The sequence below is a fragment of the Duganella paludis genome, assembly GCF_054461335.1.
Genome location: NZ_CM136922.1, coordinates 5,280,548 through 5,301,825, shown reverse-complemented (window position 1 = coordinate 5,301,825; position 21,278 = coordinate 5,280,548). Strand labels below are relative to the sequence as shown.

The following is a 21,278-nucleotide window of genomic DNA, read 5'->3' as shown; positions in this document are numbered from 1 at the left end:
CCTAGGCTCAGCCTGCAACACACTTGACTTCATTTAGATGATTAGCTAAATTACGAAATATGAGCCAGGTATTCAAAGCCCTTTCCGATCCGACCCGCCGCCAGGTGCTCGCCCTGTTGCGGGACGGCCCGCTGACGGCCGGCGAACTGGCCGATCATTTTGACGTATCGAAGCCGACCATGTCGGCGCACTTTGCCGTGCTGCGCGAAGCGGACCTGATCGCCTCGACCAAGCAGGGAAAAACCGTGGTGTACTGCCTCAAGCTGTCGGTGCTGGAAGATGCGCTGCTGGGATTCGCCGAGCTGCTGGGCATTCAAATGAAGGGGAAGCAATGAAGACCATGTCTGACAAGCGGCTTTTCATCCTGGCGGCGGCGTCCACCGCCCTGGTGGCCCTGACCGCCGGCTACCTGTGCTACCTGAATCCTGACCATCCGGGACGTTACCTGCTGGCGATGGCGGTGATGGTCGTGGCATGGACATTCCGCTACGTCGTGCGTCCCCGCGTCGCAGACGGGGTGGACGCTGCAACTGCGGCAACGCTGATGCCGGCCTGGCGCAAGGTCACGCAATCGATCGCCTTTGCCGGCCTGTTGCTGAGCGCGGCACTGATCACGCGTCTGGGCATGGACCAAGGCTACATCGAACTCGGCTCACGCATCAACGGCATCCTGGCGGGGGTGATCGTCGTCTTCTTCGCCAACACGATACCCAAGCAGGTAACATCCGCGCGCTTCCTGCCGATGTTGCGGATTGCCGGCTGGGCGCTGGTACTGGGCGGCCTGGGCTTCTCACTATCGTGGATCGTACTGCCGCTGGCCTACGCCAACGACGTCGCGTTGCTAACGCTGCTGATCGCCATCAGCTACGCCACCCTGCGCATCATACTGTCGCTGCGCAAGCATTACTCCTAAATTCAGGGTCAGCTCTGTCATTTGGACACTCAGCGCAGTTCTTTGATCTTTATCAATACGTAAAAACTTCCAAATTTGCGTATTGAGATAAATCATACAATTGGTTTGGCTGTCCGAATGACAGAGCTGACCCTGAATGCCAGTAGCTGCTCTCGCGCAGGCGGCCTCTCCGCTAACTCTTGCCGGCATCCTCATCAAGCTTGCGCAGGAAGGCCATTTTGTCGGCGATCTTCGATTCCAGGCCGCGCGGGACGGGTTGGTACCAGCCCGGTTCGCGCATGTCGTCGGGGAAGTAGGTTTCGCCGGCGGCATAGGCGTGCGGTTCGTCGTGGGCGTAGCGGTATTCGTGACCGTAGCCCAGTTCCTTCATCAGCTTGGTCGGCGCGTTGCGCAGGTGGACCGGCACTTCGCGCGATTTGTCCTTGCGCACGAACGCCATCGCCTGGTTGAAGGCGTTGTAGCCGGCGTTGCTCTTGGCCGCGATCGCCAGGTAGATTACCGCCTGCCCCAGCGCCAACTCCCCTTCCGGTGATCCGAGCCGCTCGAAGGTGGTGGCGGCGTCGTTGGCGATCTGCATGGCGCGCGGGTCGGCCAGTCCGATGTCTTCCCACGCCATGCGCACGATGCGGCGCGACAGGTAACGGGCGTCGGCACCGCCATCGAGCATGCGGCACAGCCAGTACAGGGCCGCGTCCGGATTCGAGCCGCGCACCGATTTGTGCAAGGCCGAGATCTGGTCGTAGAAGTTGTCGCCGCCCTTGTCGAAGCGGCGCGCGTTCAGGGTCAGCGCGTTCTGGATGAACTCGGCCGTGATCTTGTTGGTCTTGGCGGCGTTGGCCGCCATGCTGGTTTGCTCCAGCAGGTTGAGCAGCCGTCGGCCGTCGCCGTCGGCGTAGCCGATCAGCGTGTCGATGGCGGCGTCTTCAAACTCCAGGTGCGTCAGCACCTTTTCGCGCGCGCGGTCGACCATTTGCCGCAGCTCGGCCTCGTCGAACGATTTCAGCACGTAGACCTGCGAGCGCGACAGCAGCGCCGAGTTGACCTCGAACGACGGGTTCTCGGTAGTCGCGCCGATCAGCGTGACCAGCCCCGATTCCGCATACGGCAGCAAGGCATCCTGCTGCGATTTGTTGAAACGGTGGATCTCGTCGACAAACAGGATGGTGTGCTTGCCCATGTCCAGGTTGTGCTGCGCCTGCTCCATCGCTGCGCGGATATCTTTCACGCCCGAGAACACGGCCGACAAGGCGATGAACTCGCACTCGTAGGCATTGGCCGTCAGCCGCGCCAGCGTGGTCTTGCCGACGCCCGGCGGGCCCCACAAAATCATCGAATGCGGCTGGCCCGACTCGAACGCCAGGCGCAGCGGCTTGCCCGGCCCCAGCAGGTGGCGCTGGCCGACGACGTCGTCCAGCGTCTTGGGCCGCAGCGCTTCGGCCAGCGGCTGGCGCGGTTCGGTGGAAAATAAATCTGCCATGGTCTGAAATGGAAAAACGCCGCAGCGTCGCAGCTGCGGCGTTGAAAATCGGAATGACCGACTTAATTATTGAGAATTAATTATTGAATACGTCTGCGCCCTTGGGCATGACAAATTTAAAACTAGCGGCATTCAACGCCGGATTTTTTTCAATCTTGGTGAACTTCAGCACCGAGGTCTGGCCGAACGAATCCTTCAGCTCCATCGCTTCCGGCAAGCCGTTGCGCAGGCCGATGGCGATTTGCTCGAAGCTGGTGTCCTTGGCTTTCGGCAGTGCTTTCAGCCACTCCAGGCCGTCGCGCGTGCCACCTTCCGACAGCGTGAAATTCTTTTCCAGGTCGTTGCTGCCGAACAGGATCGCCGCCGGCGACGAGCCCAGCGCATCGCCCAGCTTCTTGGTGGTGACCTGGTTCAAGTCCTTGTCGAAGATGAACAGCTGGTCGCCATCGGCCTGCAACACCTGCTCGTAAGGCTTGGTGTAGGTCCAGATGAATTTGCCGGGACGGGCGAACACGAAGGTGCCGCTGGCCTGGGTCGAGACTTTCGGCGTTTCGCCGGTGGTGCTTTTCACCTGGCGCTGGGTGAACTCGCCCTTGGCCGCCTTGGTGGAGGAGACGAAGGACTTGAACTGCTCCAGCGCGCTGGCGTGGGCGCCGCCAGCCAGCAGCAGCCCTGCGGTCAACGCCGCGATCACTTTGAAACGGGTCATAGAATTCCTTTTATTCTGCACTGGCAGTGGGCGCGAGGATCTCGCGGTTGCCGTTCGATTGCATGGGTGAGACCACGCCGCTATTTTCCATTTGTTCCAGCAGACGCGCCGCGCGGTTGTAGCCGATGCGCAGGTGACGCTGCACCAGCGAGATCGAGGCGCGGCGGTTTTTCAACACCACCTGCACCGCCTGATCGTACATCGGATCGGCTTCGCCACCGCCCTCGCCCGCCGCCGCGCCATCGGCGCCGCCACCCTCGCCTTCCAAGGTGCCGCCCTCCAGGATGCCGTCGATGTAGTCCGGCTCGCCCGTGGTCTTCAAGTGCTTGACCACGCGGTGCACCTCTTCATCCGACACGAAGGCGCCGTGCACACGCACCGGTAATCCGGTGCCCGGCGGCATGTACAGCATGTCGCCCATGCCCAGCAAAGCTTCCGCACCCATCTGGTCCAGAATGGTCCGCGAGTCGATCTTGGACGAGACCTGGAACGCGATACGGGTTGGGATGTTGGCCTTGATCAGGCCGGTGATCACGTCTACAGATGGGCGCTGCGTCGCCAGAATCAAGTGCAGGCCGGCCGCACGCGCCTTTTGCGCGATACGGGCGATCAGCTCTTCCACCTTCTTACCAACGACCATCATCAGGTCGGCCAATTCGTCGATGATGATGACGATGGTCGGCAGTTTTTCCAGCGGCTCCGGCGAATCCGGCGTCAGGCTGAACGGATTTGGAATGTGTTCTTCGCGCTTCTTGGCTTCGGCGATCTTGGCGTTGTAGCCGGCCAGGTTACGCACGCCGAGCTTGGACATCAGCTTGTAGCGGCGTTCCATCTCGTTCACCGCCCAGTTCAGCGCGTGGCCGGCCTGGCGCATGTCGGTGACCACCGGCGCCAGCAGGTGCGGAATGCCTTCGTACACCGACATCTCCAGCATCTTCGGATCGATCAGGATCATGCGCACATCTTTAGGATCGGACTTATACAGCAGCGACAGGATGGTGGCGTTGATACCCACCGACTTACCGGAGCCGGTGGTACCAGCCACCAGCAAGTGCGGCATCTTGGCCAGGTCGGCCACCACCGGCTTGCCGGCGATGTCCTTGCCCAGCGCCACCGTCAGCGGCGACGGATTGTCGTTGTAGACCTTGGAACCGACGATCTCGCTCAGGCGCACGATCTGGCGCTTCGGATTCGGCAGCTCCAGCGCCATGTAATTTTTGCCCGGAATGGTCTCGACCACGCGGATCGAGGTCAGCGACAGCGAACGCGCCAGGTCGCGCGCCAGATTCACAATCTGGCTGCCCTTGACGCCGGTGGCCGGCTCGATTTCGTAGCGCGTCACCACTGGGCCAGGATAGGCCGCCACCACCTTGGCATCGACGCCGAAGTCGGACAGCTTCTTCTCGATCAGGCGGCTGGTGAATTCCAGCGTTTCGATCGGGATGGTTTCCTGCGTTTCGGCCGCTTCATCCAGCAGCGACAAGGCCGGCAGCTGGCCGTCGCCGGCAGGCATATCCTGGAACAGGTTGGCCTGGCGTTCTTTTTCCACGCGTTCGGACTTGACCACGGTGACGATCTGCGGCTCGACCTTGATGGTCGGCGCCGCCACCGGATGCTTCTCCACGTGCTTGGCACGCTCGTGCACCACCACTTCCTCTCGCTTGACGGCGGCCACTTCACCCTGGCGGCGGTCTTCGCGATAGTGGTAGCGCTGCACGAACCAGTCGATCGCATTCTCGATGCCGCCGCCGATACGCTCGGCCACCGCCAGCCACGACACCTGGAAGAACAGGCTGAAGCCCAGGCCGAACAGCAGCAACAACAGCAAGGTGGCGCCGGTAAAGCCGAACGCGACATGGGCCGAATGGCCGATCAACTCGCCCAGGACGCCGCCCGAAGCGCGCGGCAACTCGGCGTGGCTGGTCAGGCTGCGCATGCGCAGGAACTCCAGCCCCACGCTGCCGATGAACAGCAGCACGAAACCGATGGCGCGGATCAAGCCTTCCTGCGCGTGCTCGGGCTCCGGCTCGGTCGACAGCACGTATTTATTAGTCAGGCCGCGATAGCCCTTCCACACCACGCGCAGCAGGCAAAACGCCCACCACCAGGCGGAAATGCCAAAAATATACAGCAGCAGGTCGGACAGCCAGGCGCCGGTGCGGCCGCCCATATTGGCCACCTTGGGCACCAGCGTCTCGTGCGACCAGCCCGGATCGGTCTTGGTGTAGGTGGCCAGAATCAGTACGAAATACACGCCCAAGACGGCCAGCGCCAGCCACCGCGCTTCCGACAGCAGCCGCACCAGCCGGTTCGGCAGGGGTTGGCGCTCGGTCGGAGTACGGGTGTAGCCGGACGATGCGGAAGCACTCGCCGCACTGGTGCGCGGCGCGCGTTCCTGAACTTTTTTACTACTCATAGGTATCTAGGTGGTGCAATGTTGGCGGTCAGGAAATATTCCTATAGCGGTATTCTAAGGCATAAGGGCAACAACCGGCCCCACGATTCGTCCTGATTCCCTGCTTGCACTATAATCTTGTATTGCTTGCGTGATTGCAATAGGGACATACCTTGTCGCCCTTGCTTACGCCCCCACATTCGGATTAATCCAACATTACACAGAAATCTGCCATGACCACTCCTAAACACGCCCGCGTACTGATTCTTGGCTCCGGTCCTGCCGGTTATAGCGCCGCCATCTACGCCGCCCGCGCCAACCTGAAGCCGATGCTGGTGACCGGCGTCGAGCAAGGCGGTCAGCTGATGACCACCACCGACGTTGAAAACTGGCCGGCCGACCCGATGGGCGTGCAAGGCCCGGACCTGATGCAGCGTTTCCTGCAGCACGCCGAGCGTTTCAATACCGAGATCGTGTTTGACCACATCCACACCGTCAAGCTGCAGGAAAAACCGATTCGCCTGATCGGCGACAGCCACGAGTACACCTGCGACACGCTGATCATCTCGACCGGCGCCTCGGCACAGTACCTGGGCCTGCCGTCGGAACAGGCGTTCATGGGCAAAGGCGTGTCGGCCTGCGCCACCTGCGACGGTTTCTTCTACCGTGGCCAGCAAGTGGCCGTGGTCGGCGGCGGCAACACCGCCGTCGAGGAAGCGCTGTACCTGTCGAACATCGCCACCAAGGTCACCCTGATCCACCGCCGCGACAAGTTCCGCGCCGAGGCGATCCTGATCGACCGCCTGAACGCCAAGGTTGCCGAAGGCAAGATCGAGATCAAGTACAACCACACCCTGCACGAAGTGGTGGGCGATGACGGCGGCGTCACCGGCGTCAAGATCCAGTCGACCGAAACCGGCGCCATCACCGACGTGACCGTGCACGGCCTGTTCGTGGCGATCGGCCACAAGCCGAACACGGGCATCTTCGAAGGCCAGCTGGACATGCACAACGGTTACATCAAGACCAAGACCGGCACCGAAGGTATGGCCACCGCCACCAGCGTCCCGGGCGTGTTTGCCGCCGGCGACGTGCAGGATCACATCTACCGTCAGGCCATCACCAGCGCCGGCACCGGTTGCATGGCCGCGCTGGATGCACAGCGCTACCTGGAAGGCCAGGAGTAATAGCGTGGGCTTGAAAGACTTCGCCGACCTGAAATCCTTGAGCAAACAGCTCAAGGAACAGGCTGACGCGCGCGCCATCGCCGACGCAGAGCGCGCCAAGCAGGTCAAGAAACAGGTGGTGGAAGCCAATCTGTTCCAGTCGCAGCTCGGTGGCGTGAAGCGCATGCCGGTCTCGGACCGCTACGTGCCGCCGACGGTGCCCAAGGGTATCGCCGACACCGTCGCGCCGGCCCGCAAGCTGACCCAGGCCGAGGACGACGCGGCCGTGCTGCGCGAATCGCTGTCCGACCTGTTTGAAGTCGATCATTATCTGGAAGACGATCCGGCGCTGAACTATTCCGCGCCAGGCGTGGGTCCGGATGTGATGAAGAAGCTGCGCAAGGGCCACTGGCCGGTGCAGGATGAGCTGGACCTGCACGGCATGAACCGCGACCAGGCGCGCGATGCGCTGGGTGCGTTCCTGACCAAGGCCGGACAACGCAACCACCGCTGCGTGTGCGTGATCCACGGACGCGGCTTCGGCTCGCGCGGCCAGGAGCCGGTACTGAAAACCATGGTGCACAGCTGGTTGGTGCAAAAAGGCGTGGTGGCGTTCTGCCAGGCACGCAACAACGACGGCGGCGAAGGCGCCCTGATCGTTCTGCTGCGCGCCGCGTTGCAACCGCAACGCTACTAAGCTTCCTCTTCGTTACCATGTTGCAACAGACCTACCCGTCGCGGGTAGGTCATGTTAACCTATGGACATTGCAACCTTGTCCATAGACCACATGAAGCCTGTCCCCGTCCACGTCTCCCTGATCACCATCATTGAAATCGTGGCAATCCTGGTCGGCGCGCTGTCTGGCTTCGTGGAAGCGCGCCGCAAGCGCATGGACATCGTCGGCGTCTTCACGGTCGCCTTCATCGCCGCTTTCGGCGGCGGCACGCTGCGCGACATCCTGCTCGACAAGCGCCCGCTGTTCTGGGTACAGCACGAGGGCTACGCCATCCTGATCTTCGTGCTGGCCCTGGTCGCCACGCCGCTGATGCGCACCGTACGCCAGATTATTTCCGAACGCGTGATCGTGGTGGCCGATGCCATCGGCCTCGGCCTGTTCACGGTGGCCGGCGTATCGCAGGCGCAGGCCGCCCACATGCCGATCTTCATCGCCTCCATGATGGGCGTGATCACCGGGATCTTCGGCGGCGTGCTGCGCGACATCGTCTGCAATGAAGTGCCGATGGTGTTCCGCGACGGCAAACCCTACGCCATCTGCGCCTTCTTCGGCGCCTGGCTCTACATCGGCCTGCAATACACCGACGTCGCCGACGATACGGCGCTGTGGACCAGCGCCGCCTTCATCACCGCACTTCGGCTGGTGACCTGGAAATTCGAACTGCACCTGCACTATCACAAACAATAAAGCACAAAAAAAAAGCCGCCGGGCTTTGCGGCCAGGCGGCTTTTTGCATCCAGCTGATTAGAACGCGTAGGTTGCGCGCACGCTGTAACGTGGACCGCTCATGAACACCTGACGGGTGAAGTCACCCGAATGCTGCTCCATGATCTGGCGCGTGTAGGCATTGGTCAGGTTGGTCGCTTCCAGGCCGATACGGAGCTTGTCCGTGAAGTCGTAGGAAATCGAACCATCCAGCTGGCCATACGAAGCTTGGTAAAGCGGCAGACCGAATGCCTGATCGTTGACGGTGGTCGGAATCAGGTATTTGTCTGCAGGAGCGGCAGGGTTCGTGTTCAGGCCGTTGTTACCACGGCTGCCCCACTGGTTGACGCCCAGCAGGTAACGCGAACGCCAGTTGTATGCCAGGCGCATCGACAGGCCGTTTTGATCGTACATCAGCGCCAGGTTGACCGTGTTGCGCGACAAGCCTTGCAGCGGCGTCTTGCCGAATGCACGTCCGTCGGTATCGCAGCCGTTGATGCTCAGGTTGAAGTTGGACGATGCGTCGTTACCCGAGCACCATGCTTCGAACACTGGATTCTTCAGCGTGCGCTCGCTCTTCACGTAGGTCCAGCTGGCTTGGCTGCCGAGGCCGCGCAGCCAATCAGGCACGAAATCGTAGTACTGCTGGTGAGCGATTTCGAAGCCGCGAGCATAACCCTTGGCGCCGTTGACTGGACCGGTGACCACGAAGGTCTGCGGCTTGCCAGCGGTGTCCTTGGCGGTGTACGAGTAGTTCTGCGTGGTGATGATGTCCTTCAAGTCCTTGTTGAACACCGCCATGGTCAGCGAACCGGCCTTGGCGAAGTACCACTCGGCGGTCAGGTCGACGTTGGTCGAGGTGGTCGGCTTCAGCAATGGATTGCCGTCGCTGGTGCCGGTCAGGCTGGTGCCGTTGAACTGCACACCGGTGGTGTTGCCGGCTGCATCCTTGATGGTAGTCTGCTGGTGCTGGGCGCTCAGCGTGGTCTGTACCTGCAGCTGGTTGAAGTCAGGACGCGACATGCCCTTGCCCAGAGCAAAGCGGAACTGCAGCTTCTCGTCGGCCTTCAGGCGCAGATTCAAGCTTGGCAGCCAGTTGTCGTACGAATTTTTGTACGACTGCGCTTCCGCGAACGCGCCAATGCTGATCAGCTTGTCCTGGCCGGTGACGTTGGCGCCGGCAGGAATCGATGGCACCGATGGCGGCGTGAACGAAACATAACCACGGCCTTCGCCCCGGGTACGGACGTAGCGGACGCCGACGTTACCGTCGATCGGATACTTCAGGTCATCCCAGCCGAAGCGCAGTTGGGTGTAGGCCGAACGAGTCTTCTCCTGCTGCGTGTTGGTGGCGGCCGGATCGTTGAAGGTAGCTGCTTTCCATGGATCGCAGGTCGAGCCTTTTTCCGCGCACAGCACATCGTGGTAAGCGTGGATCTTGCTCCATTGGTCAGGGAAGCCGCGCACGGTCGCTTCATCGGCGAACAGCATCGGTGGCAGGTTGTATTTGCCGCCGAAGAAGTTGTCGATGGTTTGCAGCGATGCACCGCCGGCAAAGCGCGGATCGTTCAAGCGAGCCACGCCATTGATCTGCCAGCCTTCCATCCACGGGAAGGTAATGGCCTGCCAGTTGTAGAACTTCTGAGCCTTGTGGTTTTCGCCTTCGCGATCAGCCATGCGGACACCGAAACGGACGTCGCGCAGCACCGGATCGTCGAAGACGAACTTGACGTCGGACTTCCAGGCTTTCTGGGTGGCCTTGGCGTTATCCAACGCTTCCTGGGTGTAGGCCCAGTAGTAGTTTTTCGGATCGGCCATGTAGGCCGCCGAACCCAGGCCAATCTGCGGCACCTTGCCGGTCATGTCCATGGTCTGGTTCGGCAGGATGAAGCCGGTCGAAACGTCGGCGTCGAAGCCTTCAGTGGTCGAACGCACGTGCTGGAAGTCATTGGTCCAGGTCAGGTCCGGCGAGATGCGCCACTGGACGTTCAGGGCCAGGTCACGGGTGCTCGATTCACGCGTGTTGATGCGCTGCGAGCTGTTGAACGGCGAGCCGCCGTAGGTCGGGTTCGAGATGGTGCCGCTCTGGAAGGCGCCGTTTTTGTCGAACACCGAATTGGCGCTGGCCACCTGCTGGTACCACTTGTCCTCGGACGACGCGACGACGTGCTCGTCCAGGTCTTCCTTGTAGTGGGTCTTGAAGTAGGTCAGCGCGGCGGTCACGTCTTTGTTCGGGCGCCACTGGAAGGCAGCGTAGTCGCCGCGACGGGTGCGGTCGAAGTCCTGCGAGCGATAGCCCACGCCCAGCGGAATCCATTGCGTCTTGCTGCGGTCATACTTGGCCGGATCGGTGGAGTTCACGTGCGGGAAGTAAGGGTCGACGCCCACGCCATCCGAACGGCTCGGGCTTTCCGCATGGGTGAAGTTGATCAGCGCGCCGAATTCGCCGAAGTCCGTGGCCCAGCGGTTCGACAGCAGGATGGTGCCGGTCGGCGATGGATTGCCCTTGCGCAGCGTGGAATACGATTCCGACAGGCCCATCACGCCTTTGAAGCCTTTGTAGTCGAACGGCATGGCGGTACGCAGATTGACCAGACCGGCGACAGCGCCTTCGATCTGTTCAGCGGACGGATTCTTGTAGACATCGACGCCTGCCATCATTTCCGGCGCCACGTCGGCGAAGCCGAGCGAGCGGCCGCCGCCGGCCGAGAACGCGTCGCGGCCATTGATTTCGGAACGCACGTAAGTCAGGCCGCGCACCGATACGCCGGAGCCTTCGACCGATTGACGGTTCGGGTCGCCCGCCATGTTGCGGTCGATGGTCACGCCGGCGATACGCTGCAGCACCTCGGTCACCGAACGGTCCGGCAGCTTGCCGATGTCTTCGGCGACGATCGAATCGACGACTTCGTCGGCGTCCTGTTTGAGTTTTTGCGCCGATTGCAGTGCGGCGCGCTGGCCGCTCACGACAACGACATTGCCTTTAGCCGGCTCGGCGCTGGTGGTATCCGCCGTTTGCGCCCAAACCGGGCTGGTGTAAAGCACGACGACCTGTGCGACCGCTGCGGCGATCGCAGTTTTCTGTAGCTTGTTCAATTGCTGTCTCCCTCTCTTATAGGTGTTTTTTACTTCGTAAGTCCTACCGCCAGTGTTGGAAAGTTTCTACCTCCATAAATTTTGTGATGAGATAACACATGTCATGCGGCGGCGCGCGATGGCGCATTGGCGGCTGCCGCTTGTTCTGCTACATACGCACCGTGATCCGGCATCCGGGTCACGGCCTTGGCAATGAGGTCGCGCAGTTCGGCGAAATGGCCGTGCACCACGCGGATGTCGACGCGGTCGGCCAGCGGGTCGTAGCGCTTCGGCACCACGCCCAGGCCCATCATCATCGCCACGTACGACGGCTCGGCGAAGCCGGCGCGATCGATGATCGCCACGCGTCCGGTCTCGCGGAACAGCTCGATCTGGTGGTGCAGCGCATCGGGGATCGCCATGTTGGCGCAGTAGCGCCAGAATTCCGAGTCGTCGCGCTTGGTGAGCTTGTAATGCAGGACGATGAAGTCGCGCACCGATTCGTAACGGGTGCTCATCACGCGGTTGAATTCGTCGGCCAGCACCGGGCTGCAATCGCGGTCCGGAAACAGTTCCACCAGCTTGCCGACCGCCGTTTCGATCAGGTTGATGCTGGTTGATTCCAGCGGCTCGATGAAGCCGGCCGACAGGCCGATCGCCACCACGTTCTTGACCCAGGACTTGCGCCGGCGCCCGGTGACGAAACGCAGCTGGCGCGGTTCGTCCAGCGCGGCGCCGTCGAGGCCTTCGAGCAGCACGCTGCTGGCCCGCTCGTCGGTGGTGAAGCCATTGCTGTACACATAGCCATTGCCGGTGCGATGCTGCAGCGGTATGCGCCACAGCCAGCCCGCTTCCCTGGCGGTCGAGCGGGTGAATGGCGTCAACTGTTCCACCGAGGCGCACGGCACGGCCTGCGCGCTGTTGCACGGCAGGTAGTTGCTCCAGTCCTCGTAGCCGGCCTTCAGCGTGCCTTCGATCAGCAGGCCACGGAAGCCCGAGCAGTCGATGAACAGGTCGCCTTCGAAACGGCGGCCGTCGCGCAGTTTGATGGCGGTGACGAAGCCGGTCTCGGGATGCTGCTCGACATCGACGATCATGCCTTCGATACGCTGGACACCGCGCGCCACGGAATAGTCGCGCAGGTATTTGGCGTACAGGCCGGCGTCGAAATGGAAACCGTAGGAATAGGCGTCGGTCATGCCCGGCGTGTCCTCGTTCGGCGGAACGAATTTGCCGTGGCGCGCCATAACCGATGGCATCGACCAGTTTTCCAGGTCAGGCATCTTGTCGAATTGCTGCGCCAGGCGCATCCAGTGCTGGTGCGCGCTGATGCCGCCCAGCGCCGGGCCGAAGTCGCCGAACTGGTGGAAGAAACGGTTGCCGACGTGGCCCCAGTCCTTGAATTCGATGCCAAGCTTGAAGCTGGCCTGGGTCTTGGCGATAAAGTCGGCGTAATTCAGGCCCAGCGACTCGTTGTAGACGCGGATCGTCGGCAGGGTTGCCTCGCCGACACCAATGGTGCCGATCTCGGGCGATTCCACCAGGGTGATTTCGCATGGCTGGGTCGGATGGCGTCCCAGGCGCTGAGCCAAGGGGGCCGCAGTCATCCAGCCGGCCGTGCCGCCACCGACGATAACGATCCTGCGGATCGTGCCGCCCTGCTTGTCGTTGCCACTCATCTCGTCTCCTGTAATCGTTTTCAAGGATTTGATCAGAATAGACAAGCTATGACAACGTTTTCATAGTCGTCATGCGACGGCCGTTCGGCGTATTTGTCGTGGACAAAGCGAGTTTTGGCGCGGCCATGGCGATGGCCTGTGTCTGCAGCGGTATCAATTGCGTCTCCGTTTTTTTGTATGTCCGGTATCGAGTCCGGTACTGTCAAGCTATCATTAATTCGATCAACGAACAAATAGATGTTACGAAATTGTTGCTGTTTAACCGCGTTGCCTAAACAAGGAGAACACAAATAAAAACCTCGCCGAAGCGAGGTTTGTCGAATATTAGTCTGGGATCTTCCCCGCCGGCGGAACTCCGTAACGGTCAGCCTGCACATTACCGCTGACACCGTGGGTACGTACTTCTGTTGTGATAGGGAGCATTTCCCGGTCCCATGCTTCCCACTGCGTCTTCAGTTGACTGAATATGTCCGGATGACGACGTGCCAGATTGGCCCGTTCACGCTGATCCTTGACCACGTCGAATAGAAACTCGTTGCCGTTAATGCGCAAATACTTCCAGTTACCGGAGCGCACCGCACGTTGCGCGTTGGCTTTGTAGCGCCATAACAACGTCCGCTCGTTGTTGGCCGCCTGACCAGTGACTATCGGCAACAAGTTCTGGCCGTCACTCGGGTATTGCGGATCGGGCGCGCCGCCGGCGGCGGCCAGCAGCGTCGGCAGCCAATCCATGGAAATCGCCACCTGGTCGCTCACCTGCCCCGCCTTCACCCTGGCCGGCCAGCGCAGGATAGCCGGCACGCGGATGCCGCCTTCGAGCAGCTCGGTTTTCTGGCCGGTGAGCGGCCAAGTCTTCGAGAAGCGCTCGCCGCCGTTGTCGCTGGTGAAGATGACGATGGTGTTGTCGGCCAGGCCCTTGGCTTCCAGCGCCTTCAGCACGCGGCCGATCGAGGCGTCCAGCGACTCGACCATGCGGCCGTAGGTTTCCAGGTCGCCGCCGTCGTAGTGGAAGATATTGTCGATGTTGCGCGAGATGGCTTCGTCGCCCGGCCCTTCCCACGGCCAGTGCGGCGCCGTGTAGTGCAGCGACAGCAGGAAGGGCTTGCCGGCTTTCTGCTTGTTGACGAAATCGACCGCGCGCGCGCCCAGCAGGTCGGTGTAGTAGCCGATCTGCTGCACCGGCACTTCGCCTTCGTACAGGTCTTCCTTGACGTTGGGGCCAACGCCCGGCTTGTGGGTGAAGTAGTCAATGGCGCCGCCGTAATTGCCGAAGAAGCTGTCGTAGCCGCTCTTCAGCGGGCCGAAGGTCGGCAAATAGCCCAGGTGCCACTTGCCGATCAGGGCCGTGCCGTAGCCCTGCTTCTTCAGCAGCGACGGCAGGGTCGGATGCGAAGGCGGCAGGCCCAGCGTGTCGGAGGCGCCGGCCAGCGGCTCCTCCAGCCCGCCGCGCAGGCGATACTGGTAGCGGCCGGTGATCAGCGCGAAGCGCGTGGCCGAGCACACGGCCGAATTGGCGTAGGCCTGGGTGAAGCGGATGCCTTGCGCCGCCAGCCGGTCCAGGTGCGGCGTCTTGATATCGGTCTGGCCGTAGACGCCCAGGTCGGCGTGGCCGAGGTCGTCGGCCAGGATGAAGATGATGTTCGGCTGATCCTTGCCTGCGGCCAGCGCGGACGGCAGGACGTTGGCCAGCGCCAGCGCCGGCAGCGATTGCAGAATGCGGCGGCGGGCGCTGTTGTGCGCGTTCTTGTCAGTCATGTTGCGGGTCTCCGTATTAGAAATCTGCGCGGGCGGTCAGGCCCACGGTGCGCGGCGTGCCGATCACGGCGTTGTAGGCGCCGAAGCTGGTGTTCCACAGGCTGGTGTAGTACAGCTTGTCGAAGGCGTTCTTGGCCCACAGCGACACGTCCCACTTGGCGCCGCCGGCCTTGAAGCGCGCGCCGGCCGACAGGTTGGTCAGGGCGTAGGCCGGGATCCTGGCGTACTTCGAGGCGTCCAGCGTGCCGAACACTTCGGTGCGGTACGAGGTGTTGACGTTGAAATAGCCTTCCACGCCATCGGCCACGGCGTGTGCGTACTGCGCGCTCAGGCTGGAAGTCCAGCGCGGTGCGTTGACCAGCGCGGCGCGGCCGGACAGGTTGCACGAGGTCGCGGTGATCTCAGGCGGGCACGGCGCGTTGTTGTACTTGAGGTATTTCACATCGTTGAAGGCGCCGTTGGCCCCCAGCGTCAGGCCTCGCGCGATCAGGAAGGTGGTTTCCAGTTCCACACCACGGCTGCGCACGTCGCCGGCGTTGGTGATGTAGGACGACAGCGTCGATGGATCGTAGGCGTTGTTCTGGTAGCCGCGCACCACGTTGGCGAACACGCTGGCGTTGATCTGCGCGCGGCGCTCCCACAGGTTGCTCTTGACGCCCAGCTCAAGGTTGTTGGCCTTCTCGTTGTCGATCTTCAGCGAGGAGATACCGGCTGCGCCCGGCACGGTCAGGTTGATGCCGCCCGATTTCTCGCCGTGCGACAGCGTGACGAAGCCCAGCACATCGGCATCGGCCTTGTAGGCCAGGGTCAGCAGACCCGACGGGCTCAGGTTGTTCAGCTTGATGTCGCCGGAATCGAAGGCGCCGTAACGGGCGTTGCGCGAAGCCAGCGCCGCGCCGGTGACGGCCGCGCCGCCGGTCGGCGCATAGCGTACTTCATAGGCGCGCTTGTCTTCATAGGTGGCGCGCAGGCCGGCGGTCAGATCCCATTGCGGATCGATGTGCCAGATCGACTGGCCGAACAGCGCATAGCTGTTGACGCGCAGGTGGCCGTCCGCCAGGCTGGTGATGTTGCTCCAGGCGCCGGCGGGCGTGGCGTTGAACTTGTCGGCCAGCGGGCCGTTGTAGGTGAAGTTGGTGTTGTCCAGATTCTGATAGTAGTAGTACGCGCCCACCACCGATTCCACCGCGCCGCCCTGCGGCGTCGCCAGCCGCAGCTCCTGCGTGAACTGGCGGTGACGCGCCAGCGCGCCGACGTTCAGGGTGACCGGCACGTCCAGTCCGTCGTCGTTGCGCGGCGTGAAGTTCCAGAAGCGGAAGGCGCTGATCGAGGTGAACTTGTAGTCATTGGCCAGCTTCCAGTTGGCTTCCGCCGACAGGCCGCCCTGGTGCACGCTGACGTGCGAGCCGCTGTCGAGATTGACCTGATAGGCGGCGGGATTGTAGATCGCCTTGCCACCGACGGCGGCGGCCTGCGTCAGCCAGCGTCCGCTCGGGCCGACGCTGTACAGCACCATGGTGCCGTTGTTGGATTCTTCTTCGTTGTAGTCGGCGATCAGGCGCGCACTGAAACTGCTGTCCGGCTCCCACAGCAACTGGGCGCGCGCACCGGCGCGATCGCCGCCCTGCACTTTGTTGCCGTTGTAGACGTTGGTGATATAGCCGCCCTCATGCGTCTTGTAGACCGACAGGCGGCCGGCCAGCGTGTCCGAGAACGCGCCCGAGATGCTGGCCTTGCCCTGCACATAGTTGTCCTGGCCAACCGAGATCGAAGCCGTGTTCTCGCTGCGGAACGTAGGCTGCTTGGTGGTGATGTTGAGCACGCCGGCGGTGGTGTTCTTGCCGAACAGCGTGCCTTGAGGACCGCGCAGCAGTTCCAGCTGCTGCACGTCCAGCGCGTCGAACGCGGCCATGCCGGGACGGGCCAGGTAGACGTTGTCCAGGTAGAGGCCGACGCTGCCTTCCAGGCCGTCGCTGGCGGTGTTGTTGCCAAGGCCGCGCACGGCAAAGCTCAGCTGGCGGGCGTGGACGAAGTTGACGGTGGTGCTGGGCAGCAGTTGCTGCAGATCCTGCACGCGGTAGACGCGGTTGTTTTCCAGCGTTTTGTCGTCCAGCACGCTCATGGTGGTCGGCACGCTTTGCGAGGTTTCATTGCGGCGGCGGGTGGAGACGGTGACGCTGGCGATCACCTGCGATACATCGGCGCCAACCGTGGCGGCGGCGGAAGCACCGCCATCCTGCTCGGCTTCTGCCGCAGCCGATACCGAAGCCGCAGCGGCAGCCACCACCGGCGCGGCGGCGCTGGCGGAAACCGCAGTGTCCGAAATGGCGGCAATCGCCAGCGCGGCGGCGTTCTGTGCCTGCGCCGATGGTGCATAAGCGAGGGCGATGCCGTAGGCCGCAGCAATGGCGACGGCGAGTTTTTTCTGTTGCATGGTCAGGCTTTCATCTGAAAATCGGGCGTGAGCGGCCCCGCACTCCGGCCTCGCAGGCTGGAGTGTGCTTGTTATAGTAGTCGTGTTTGGCGTTTAGTTTGTGGCTATGCGGAATTTCCCTGGCTCCGGTGGGGTCACCGCTTTCTCGGAGCGCGGCGTGCCTTCCGGCACCCAGTCATACGGCACCGGTTGGGCGCGGTACAACCAATTGCTCAGCACCGGCTTGCCCGCGCCGGCAACCGGCGTCGGGGCGAAGTACGGGCTGATGTATTCCCAGGCGATGTCGCCCTTGTTGGTGACCTGGAAGATGCGGCCGTTCATGCCTTCATCGATCAGGGTATTGCCGTTCGGCAGACGGCGGGCGCTGCTGATGAAGGAGCTGTAGAAGCCCCAGTCCGGCCCGTTCGAATCGCCGCCCGTGTATTCCCACACGATCTGTTTCTTGACCGGATCGATCTCCAGCACCCGCGAGCGCGGCTGCACGCCGACGCTGACGCGCGGATAGCCGGCCTCGCCCTGGTTGTCGAACACCAGGATATTGCCCGCGCCCGGCAGGCCCGGCTCGATCAGGTGGGCGTCGTGCTGGCCGACGATCTGGTCGACCGGCCGTGGCAGCACGCGCGGGCCGCGCGCCTGCGCCGGATAGTCGGGACCGAGGTTCCACACCACCTTGCCGGTCTGCTTGTCGATGATGACGATGAAATTGGCTTCGCGCGAATCGATCAGGATGTTATCGGGATGGAAGCGCTGGTCGCCGGCGTCGAACCACTTGTTGGGGCCGAGCACAGACATATTATTGATGTGCAGGTAGTCGAACGGCGCGCCCGGGCCGCGCGGCGACGCGCCCTCCTTCACCAGCTTGAGCGACGCGGCCGAAAAACCGAATTCGTTCAGGTGTTCCGAGGCCACCCATTTCCACACGATGTCGCCCTGCTTGCCGACTTCGTAGATCACATCATCGAGCACCTGCGGCGCGCGGAAGCCGGCCACCGGGTGCACCAGGTTGGCCAGCACCAGCGTGTTGCCGTTCTTCAGGCGGCGCCAGTCGTGGTGCTGCTTGGCGCTGCCGCCGGGCACTTGCGCGTCGGCCTTGCCTTCAGCCGGCGCGGCGTAGGCATCCTGCGCGCTGGCGGCCGAACCCCATTGCCACACCACCTTGCTGTTCCAGTCCAATTCGCCAATCGCTTGATTGCGCAGGCCGTTGCCTTCGTTCGACGTGCCTGCCACGCTGGCCAGCTGTACCAGCACATTGCCGCGCCGGCCGCCGGTCAGGGCCGGATCGAGCAGCACCGGCGGGAAGCCTTCAGCGTCCCAGCTGTGCACCTCGTTGCCATTCATGTCGATCAGATGGGTTTTCTTGTCCTGCCCGCTAAAGATCACATAGCTGTTGTGGGCGGCGGCGGTGTCGTAGCGGGTCACGCCGGTGGGATAGACGCTGGGCGCAGCGCTCAGGTTGGCGGCGAGGGTCAGCAGGGATAGGGCGGCGATCTTATGGGTATAGTTGGTCATAACGCGGGCTCTCAGGGGTAGACAGTTTGCCTATATTACTAATCCACCTAGAAAGTCCGAACTAATATATCCAATCATGCATATGCAAAAATTGCCTTAATCGCTTTAATCGTTAAAGGACAAAAAAAATGCCGGCTGAGCCGGCATTTCGAATAAGGCGGGGTCGCTTAGACAGCGTCTGCGCCGGTCTCGCCGGTACGGATACGGATCACCTGCTCCACGTTTTGCACGAAGATCTTGCCGTCGCCGATCTTGCCGGTGCGCGCGGCCTTGATGATGGCGTCCACCACCTGCTCCGCCACGCCGTCATCGACCACGACTTCGACTTTGACCTTCGGCAGGAAGTCCACGACGTATTCCGCGCCGCGATACAGTTCGGTATGACCTTTCTGACGGCCGAAGCCTTTGACTTCGGTCACGGTCAGGCCGGTGACATTCACCTCGGCCAGTGCCTCACGCACCTCGTCCAGTTTGAACGGCTTGATCACAGCGGTAATCTGTTTCATGACTTCTCCTTATATCTCAATCGAAAATGCGGGCGCAGCTCACTGCAAGCTTTGGTTCTATTGTAATCGACAGGCGCGCGCTGTCCATGCACATAAGCTTATTCTTTGCGCGCGCCTTTACTCTTGCACCGGAATGGAGCGCAATTCCTCCAACCATACAACGCTTTGCGCGTCACTCGGCGCGCGCCAGTCGCCACGCGGCGACAGCGAACCGCCGCTGCCCACCTTCGGTGCATTCGGCACGCAGCTGCGTTTGAACTGGCTGGTGCGGAAGAAGCGGTCGAGGAAGATGCCGAGGTTCTTCTTGATCGCCGCCAGGTCGTATTGATTGCGCGTGACGTGGTCGCCGTCCGGCCAGCGGCCCTGCTCCTTGTCCTTCCAGGCGCTGTGCGACAGGAAGGCCACCTTGGAGGGATTGAAGCCGAAGCGCAGCACGTAGTACAGGTTGAAGTCCTGCAGCTCATACGGGCCGATGGTGCTCTCGGTGCGCTGCTCCGGCTGGCCGCCGGCGGTGCCCGGCACTAGCTCGGGACTGATCTCGGTGCCGAGGATGTCGAGCAGCACCTGCGCGTCGTTGCGGCCGATCACGCCGGACTCGGCGACCCAGCGCACCAGGTGCGAGATCAGCGTCTTCGGCACGCTGGCGTTGACGTTGTAGTGCGACATGTGATCGCCCACGCCGTAGGTGCACCAGCCCAGCGCCAGCTCGCTCAGATCGCCGGTGCCGATCACCAGGCCGCCGTGGTGGTTGGCCAGGCGGAACAGGTGGTTGGTGCGCTCACCGGCCTGCACGTTTTCAAACGTGATGTCGTACTGCGCCTGGCCTTCCGCGTAAGGATGGTTCAGGTCTTTCAGCATCTGCTCGCAGCTCGGGCGGATATCGATTTCCTGCGCGCTGCAGCCCACAAGTTTCATCAGCGCGTGCGCCTGCTTGAGGGTGCGCTCGCTGGTGGCGAAGCCCGGCATGGTGTAGGCCAGGATGTTGGTGCGCGGCAGTTTCAGCTTATCCATCACGCGCGCGCACACCAGCAGCGCATGCGTGGAATCGAGGCCGCCGGAGACGCCGATCACCACCTTCTTCAAGCCGCTGGTGGTCAGGCGCTGCGCCAGCGCTTGCACCTGGATGTTGTAGACCTCGTTGCAGCGGTCGTCGCGGCGGCGCGCATCGGCCGGCACGTAGGGGAAGCGTTCGACGCAGCGCTTCAGCGCCAGCGGCTGCTCGCGCTCGATCTCCAGGTGGAAGAACACGGTGCGGAATTTCCCCACCTCGGCCGCGTGGCGCTGCACCGATTGTGCGAAGGTGTTCATGCGCATGCGTTCGCGCGACAGGCGCTCCAGGTCGATGTCGGCAAAGGTCAGCGACGCTTCGTCGATGAAGCGCTTCGGCTCGGCCAGCAGCTCGCCGTTTTCGTAGATTACGCCCTGGCCGTCCCACGCCATGTCGGTGCTGGACTCGCCGCCACCCGAGGAGGTGTACAGGTAGGCGGCAATGCAGCGCGCCGACTGCTGTCCCACCAGCTGGTTGCGGTAGTTGGCCTTGCCCACCAGCGCGTTCGAGGCCGACAGGTTGACCAGCACCGTGGCGCCGGCCAGCGCGGCAAACGACGACGGCGGAATCGGCACCCACACATCTTCGCAGATCTCGACGTGGAATTTGAACAGCGGCAGGTCGCCCACTTCGAACAGCAGGCCGGAACCGAACTGCACGCGCTCGCCGAGCAGGTCGATCTCGGAGGCGACGGCGTAATCGCCGCTGCTGAACTGGCGCGCTTCGTAGAACTCGCCGTAGTTGGGCAGATAGCTCTTCGGCACCACGCCCTGGATCTGGCCGTTGGCAATCACCACCGCGCAGTTGTACAGCTGGTGATCGACGCGCAGCGGCGCACCGACCACCACGGCCATCTTCCATTGCAGCGAGGCATCGAGGATCGCGGTCAGGCCGTCGAGCACGCCGTCGAGCAGCGCGCGCTGGTGGAACAAGTCGTCGCAAGTGTAGGCCGACAGGCCCAACTCGGGAAAGGCCACCAGGGCCGCGCCCTGTGCGGCGGCCTGCTCGGCCAGCAGGATGGTCTGTTCGGCGTTGTAGGCGGGATCGGCAATGCGGCACACCGGCGCGGCAATGGCCACGCGGGCGAAGTCGTGGGTGTACAGATTGAAGAAGTTCGAAGCCATGTCGCTCTTTCGGGCACGCAAAATCAAATTATCGCACGGGCAAAGC

The 21,278-nt window shown here is 62.4% G+C and carries 15 protein-coding genes; 5 read left to right on the top strand and 10 right to left on the bottom strand.

All coding sequences use genetic code 11. The features are described from left to right. Window positions 1–59: 59 nt before the first annotated feature. Window positions 60–335, top strand: coding sequence for an autorepressor SdpR family transcription factor (locus ACXZ1M_RS23450; RefSeq protein WP_459050011.1), 276 nt, complete (start codon window positions 60–62; stop codon window positions 333–335). After that, entirely contained in the window at window positions 332–913 is a 582-nt protein-coding gene (locus ACXZ1M_RS23445; RefSeq protein WP_459050010.1) for a hypothetical protein, read from the top strand. The genes ACXZ1M_RS23450 and ACXZ1M_RS23445 overlap by 4 nt, the downstream gene beginning before the upstream one ends. Window positions 914–1,085: 172 nt before the next feature. Here the strand turns inward: ACXZ1M_RS23445 and ACXZ1M_RS23440 are convergent, their stop codons facing one another. From ACXZ1M_RS23440 to ACXZ1M_RS23430, 3 genes are all read right to left on the bottom strand, one after another. Further along, window positions 1,086–2,390, bottom strand: coding sequence for a replication-associated recombination protein A (locus ACXZ1M_RS23440; RefSeq protein ID WP_459050009.1), 1,305 nt, complete (start codon window positions 2,388–2,390; stop codon window positions 1,086–1,088). Window positions 2,391–2,466: 76 nt separating this feature from the next. After that, entirely contained in the window at window positions 2,467–3,099 is a 633-nt protein-coding gene (gene lolA / locus ACXZ1M_RS23435; RefSeq protein ID WP_459050008.1) for an outer membrane lipoprotein chaperone LolA, read from the bottom strand. 10 nt (window positions 3,100–3,109) lie between these two features. Beyond that, on the bottom strand, window positions 3,110–5,515 hold the full coding sequence (locus tag ACXZ1M_RS23430; RefSeq protein ID WP_459050007.1) for a DNA translocase FtsK: 2,406 nt from the start codon (window positions 5,513–5,515) through the stop codon (window positions 3,110–3,112). A 212-nt stretch (window positions 5,516–5,727) separates the two neighbouring features. Between ACXZ1M_RS23430 and trxB the strand changes: the two genes are divergently transcribed. From trxB to ACXZ1M_RS23415, 3 genes are all read left to right on the top strand, one after another. After that, window positions 5,728–6,681 (top strand): thioredoxin-disulfide reductase, encoded by a 954-nt coding sequence (gene trxB, locus ACXZ1M_RS23425; RefSeq protein WP_459050006.1) that lies wholly within the window; start codon window positions 5,728–5,730, stop codon window positions 6,679–6,681. A 4-nt stretch (window positions 6,682–6,685) separates the two neighbouring features. After that, entirely contained in the window at window positions 6,686–7,357 is a 672-nt protein-coding gene (locus ACXZ1M_RS23420; protein ID WP_459050005.1) for a Smr/MutS family protein, read from the top strand. A 91-nt stretch (window positions 7,358–7,448) separates the two neighbouring features. After that, complete coding sequence (locus ACXZ1M_RS23415; protein WP_459050004.1) at window positions 7,449–8,084, top strand: trimeric intracellular cation channel family protein; 636 nt, start codon at window positions 7,449–7,451, stop codon at window positions 8,082–8,084. 57 nt (window positions 8,085–8,141) lie between these two features. Here the strand turns inward: ACXZ1M_RS23415 and ACXZ1M_RS23410 are convergent, their stop codons facing one another. The 7 genes from ACXZ1M_RS23410 to ACXZ1M_RS23380 all read right to left on the bottom strand — a co-directional run bounded on the left by ACXZ1M_RS23410 (window position 8,142) and on the right by ACXZ1M_RS23380 (window position 21,232). Continuing rightward, a complete protein-coding gene (locus ACXZ1M_RS23410) occupies window positions 8,142–11,198 on the bottom strand; it encodes a TonB-dependent receptor (RefSeq protein ID WP_459050003.1) in 3,057 nt (1,018 codons plus the stop codon). A 101-nt stretch (window positions 11,199–11,299) separates the two neighbouring features. Beyond that, window positions 11,300–12,856 (bottom strand): tryptophan halogenase family protein, encoded by a 1,557-nt coding sequence (locus ACXZ1M_RS23405; protein WP_459050002.1) that lies wholly within the window; start codon window positions 12,854–12,856, stop codon window positions 11,300–11,302. A gap of 324 nt (window positions 12,857–13,180) precedes the next feature. After that, window positions 13,181–14,611, bottom strand: a complete 1,431-nt coding sequence (locus ACXZ1M_RS23400; protein ID WP_459050001.1) for a sulfatase family protein — start codon at window positions 14,609–14,611, stop codon at window positions 13,181–13,183. A 16-nt stretch (window positions 14,612–14,627) separates the two neighbouring features. Further along, a complete protein-coding gene (locus tag ACXZ1M_RS23395; RefSeq protein WP_459050000.1) occupies window positions 14,628–17,045 on the bottom strand; it encodes a TonB-dependent receptor in 2,418 nt (805 codons plus the stop codon). A 93-nt stretch (window positions 17,046–17,138) separates the two neighbouring features. Further along, entirely contained in the window at window positions 17,139–18,554 is a 1,416-nt protein-coding gene (locus ACXZ1M_RS23390; protein WP_459049999.1) for an aryl-sulfate sulfotransferase, read from the bottom strand. Window positions 18,555–18,721: 167 nt separating this feature from the next. Further along, a complete protein-coding gene (locus tag ACXZ1M_RS23385) occupies window positions 18,722–19,060 on the bottom strand; it encodes a P-II family nitrogen regulator (RefSeq protein ID WP_008447011.1) in 339 nt (112 codons plus the stop codon). A gap of 117 nt (window positions 19,061–19,177) precedes the next feature. Next, entirely contained in the window at window positions 19,178–21,232 is a 2,055-nt protein-coding gene (locus ACXZ1M_RS23380; RefSeq protein WP_459049998.1) for an NAD(+) synthase, read from the bottom strand. Between the last annotated feature and the right edge of the window lie 46 nt (window positions 21,233–21,278).

Excerpts from the sequence above, each read along its gene's own strand:
- ACXZ1M_RS23395 (WP_459050000.1), bottom strand. The coding sequence starts at position 17,045 with ATGCAACAGAAAAAACTCGCCGTCGCCATTGCTGCGGCCTACGGCATC.
- ACXZ1M_RS23400 (WP_459050001.1), bottom strand. The coding sequence starts at position 14,611 with ATGACTGACAAGAACGCGCACAACAGCGCCCGCCGCCGCATTCTGCAA.
- trxB (WP_459050006.1), top strand. The coding sequence starts at position 5,728 with ATGACCACTCCTAAACACGCCCGCGTACTGATTCTTGGCTCCGGTCCT.
- lolA (WP_459050008.1), bottom strand. The coding sequence starts at position 3,099 with ATGACCCGTTTCAAAGTGATCGCGGCGTTGACCGCAGGGCTGCTGCTG.
- ACXZ1M_RS23385 (WP_008447011.1), bottom strand. The coding sequence starts at position 19,060 with ATGAAACAGATTACCGCTGTGATCAAGCCGTTCAAACTGGACGAGGTG.
- ACXZ1M_RS23430 (WP_459050007.1), bottom strand. The coding sequence starts at position 5,515 with ATGAGTAGTAAAAAAGTTCAGGAACGCGCGCCGCGCACCAGTGCGGCG.
- ACXZ1M_RS23415 (WP_459050004.1), top strand. The coding sequence starts at position 7,449 with ATGAAGCCTGTCCCCGTCCACGTCTCCCTGATCACCATCATTGAAATC.
- ACXZ1M_RS23390 (WP_459049999.1), bottom strand. The coding sequence starts at position 18,554 with ATGACCAACTATACCCATAAGATCGCCGCCCTATCCCTGCTGACCCTC.
- ACXZ1M_RS23440 (WP_459050009.1), bottom strand. The coding sequence starts at position 2,390 with ATGGCAGATTTATTTTCCACCGAACCGCGCCAGCCGCTGGCCGAAGCG.
- ACXZ1M_RS23380 (WP_459049998.1), bottom strand. The coding sequence starts at position 21,232 with ATGGCTTCGAACTTCTTCAATCTGTACACCCACGACTTCGCCCGCGTG.
- ACXZ1M_RS23450 (WP_459050011.1), top strand. The coding sequence starts at position 60 with ATGAGCCAGGTATTCAAAGCCCTTTCCGATCCGACCCGCCGCCAGGTG.
- ACXZ1M_RS23405 (WP_459050002.1), bottom strand. The coding sequence starts at position 12,856 with ATGAGTGGCAACGACAAGCAGGGCGGCACGATCCGCAGGATCGTTATC.
- ACXZ1M_RS23445 (WP_459050010.1), top strand. The coding sequence starts at position 332 with ATGAAGACCATGTCTGACAAGCGGCTTTTCATCCTGGCGGCGGCGTCC.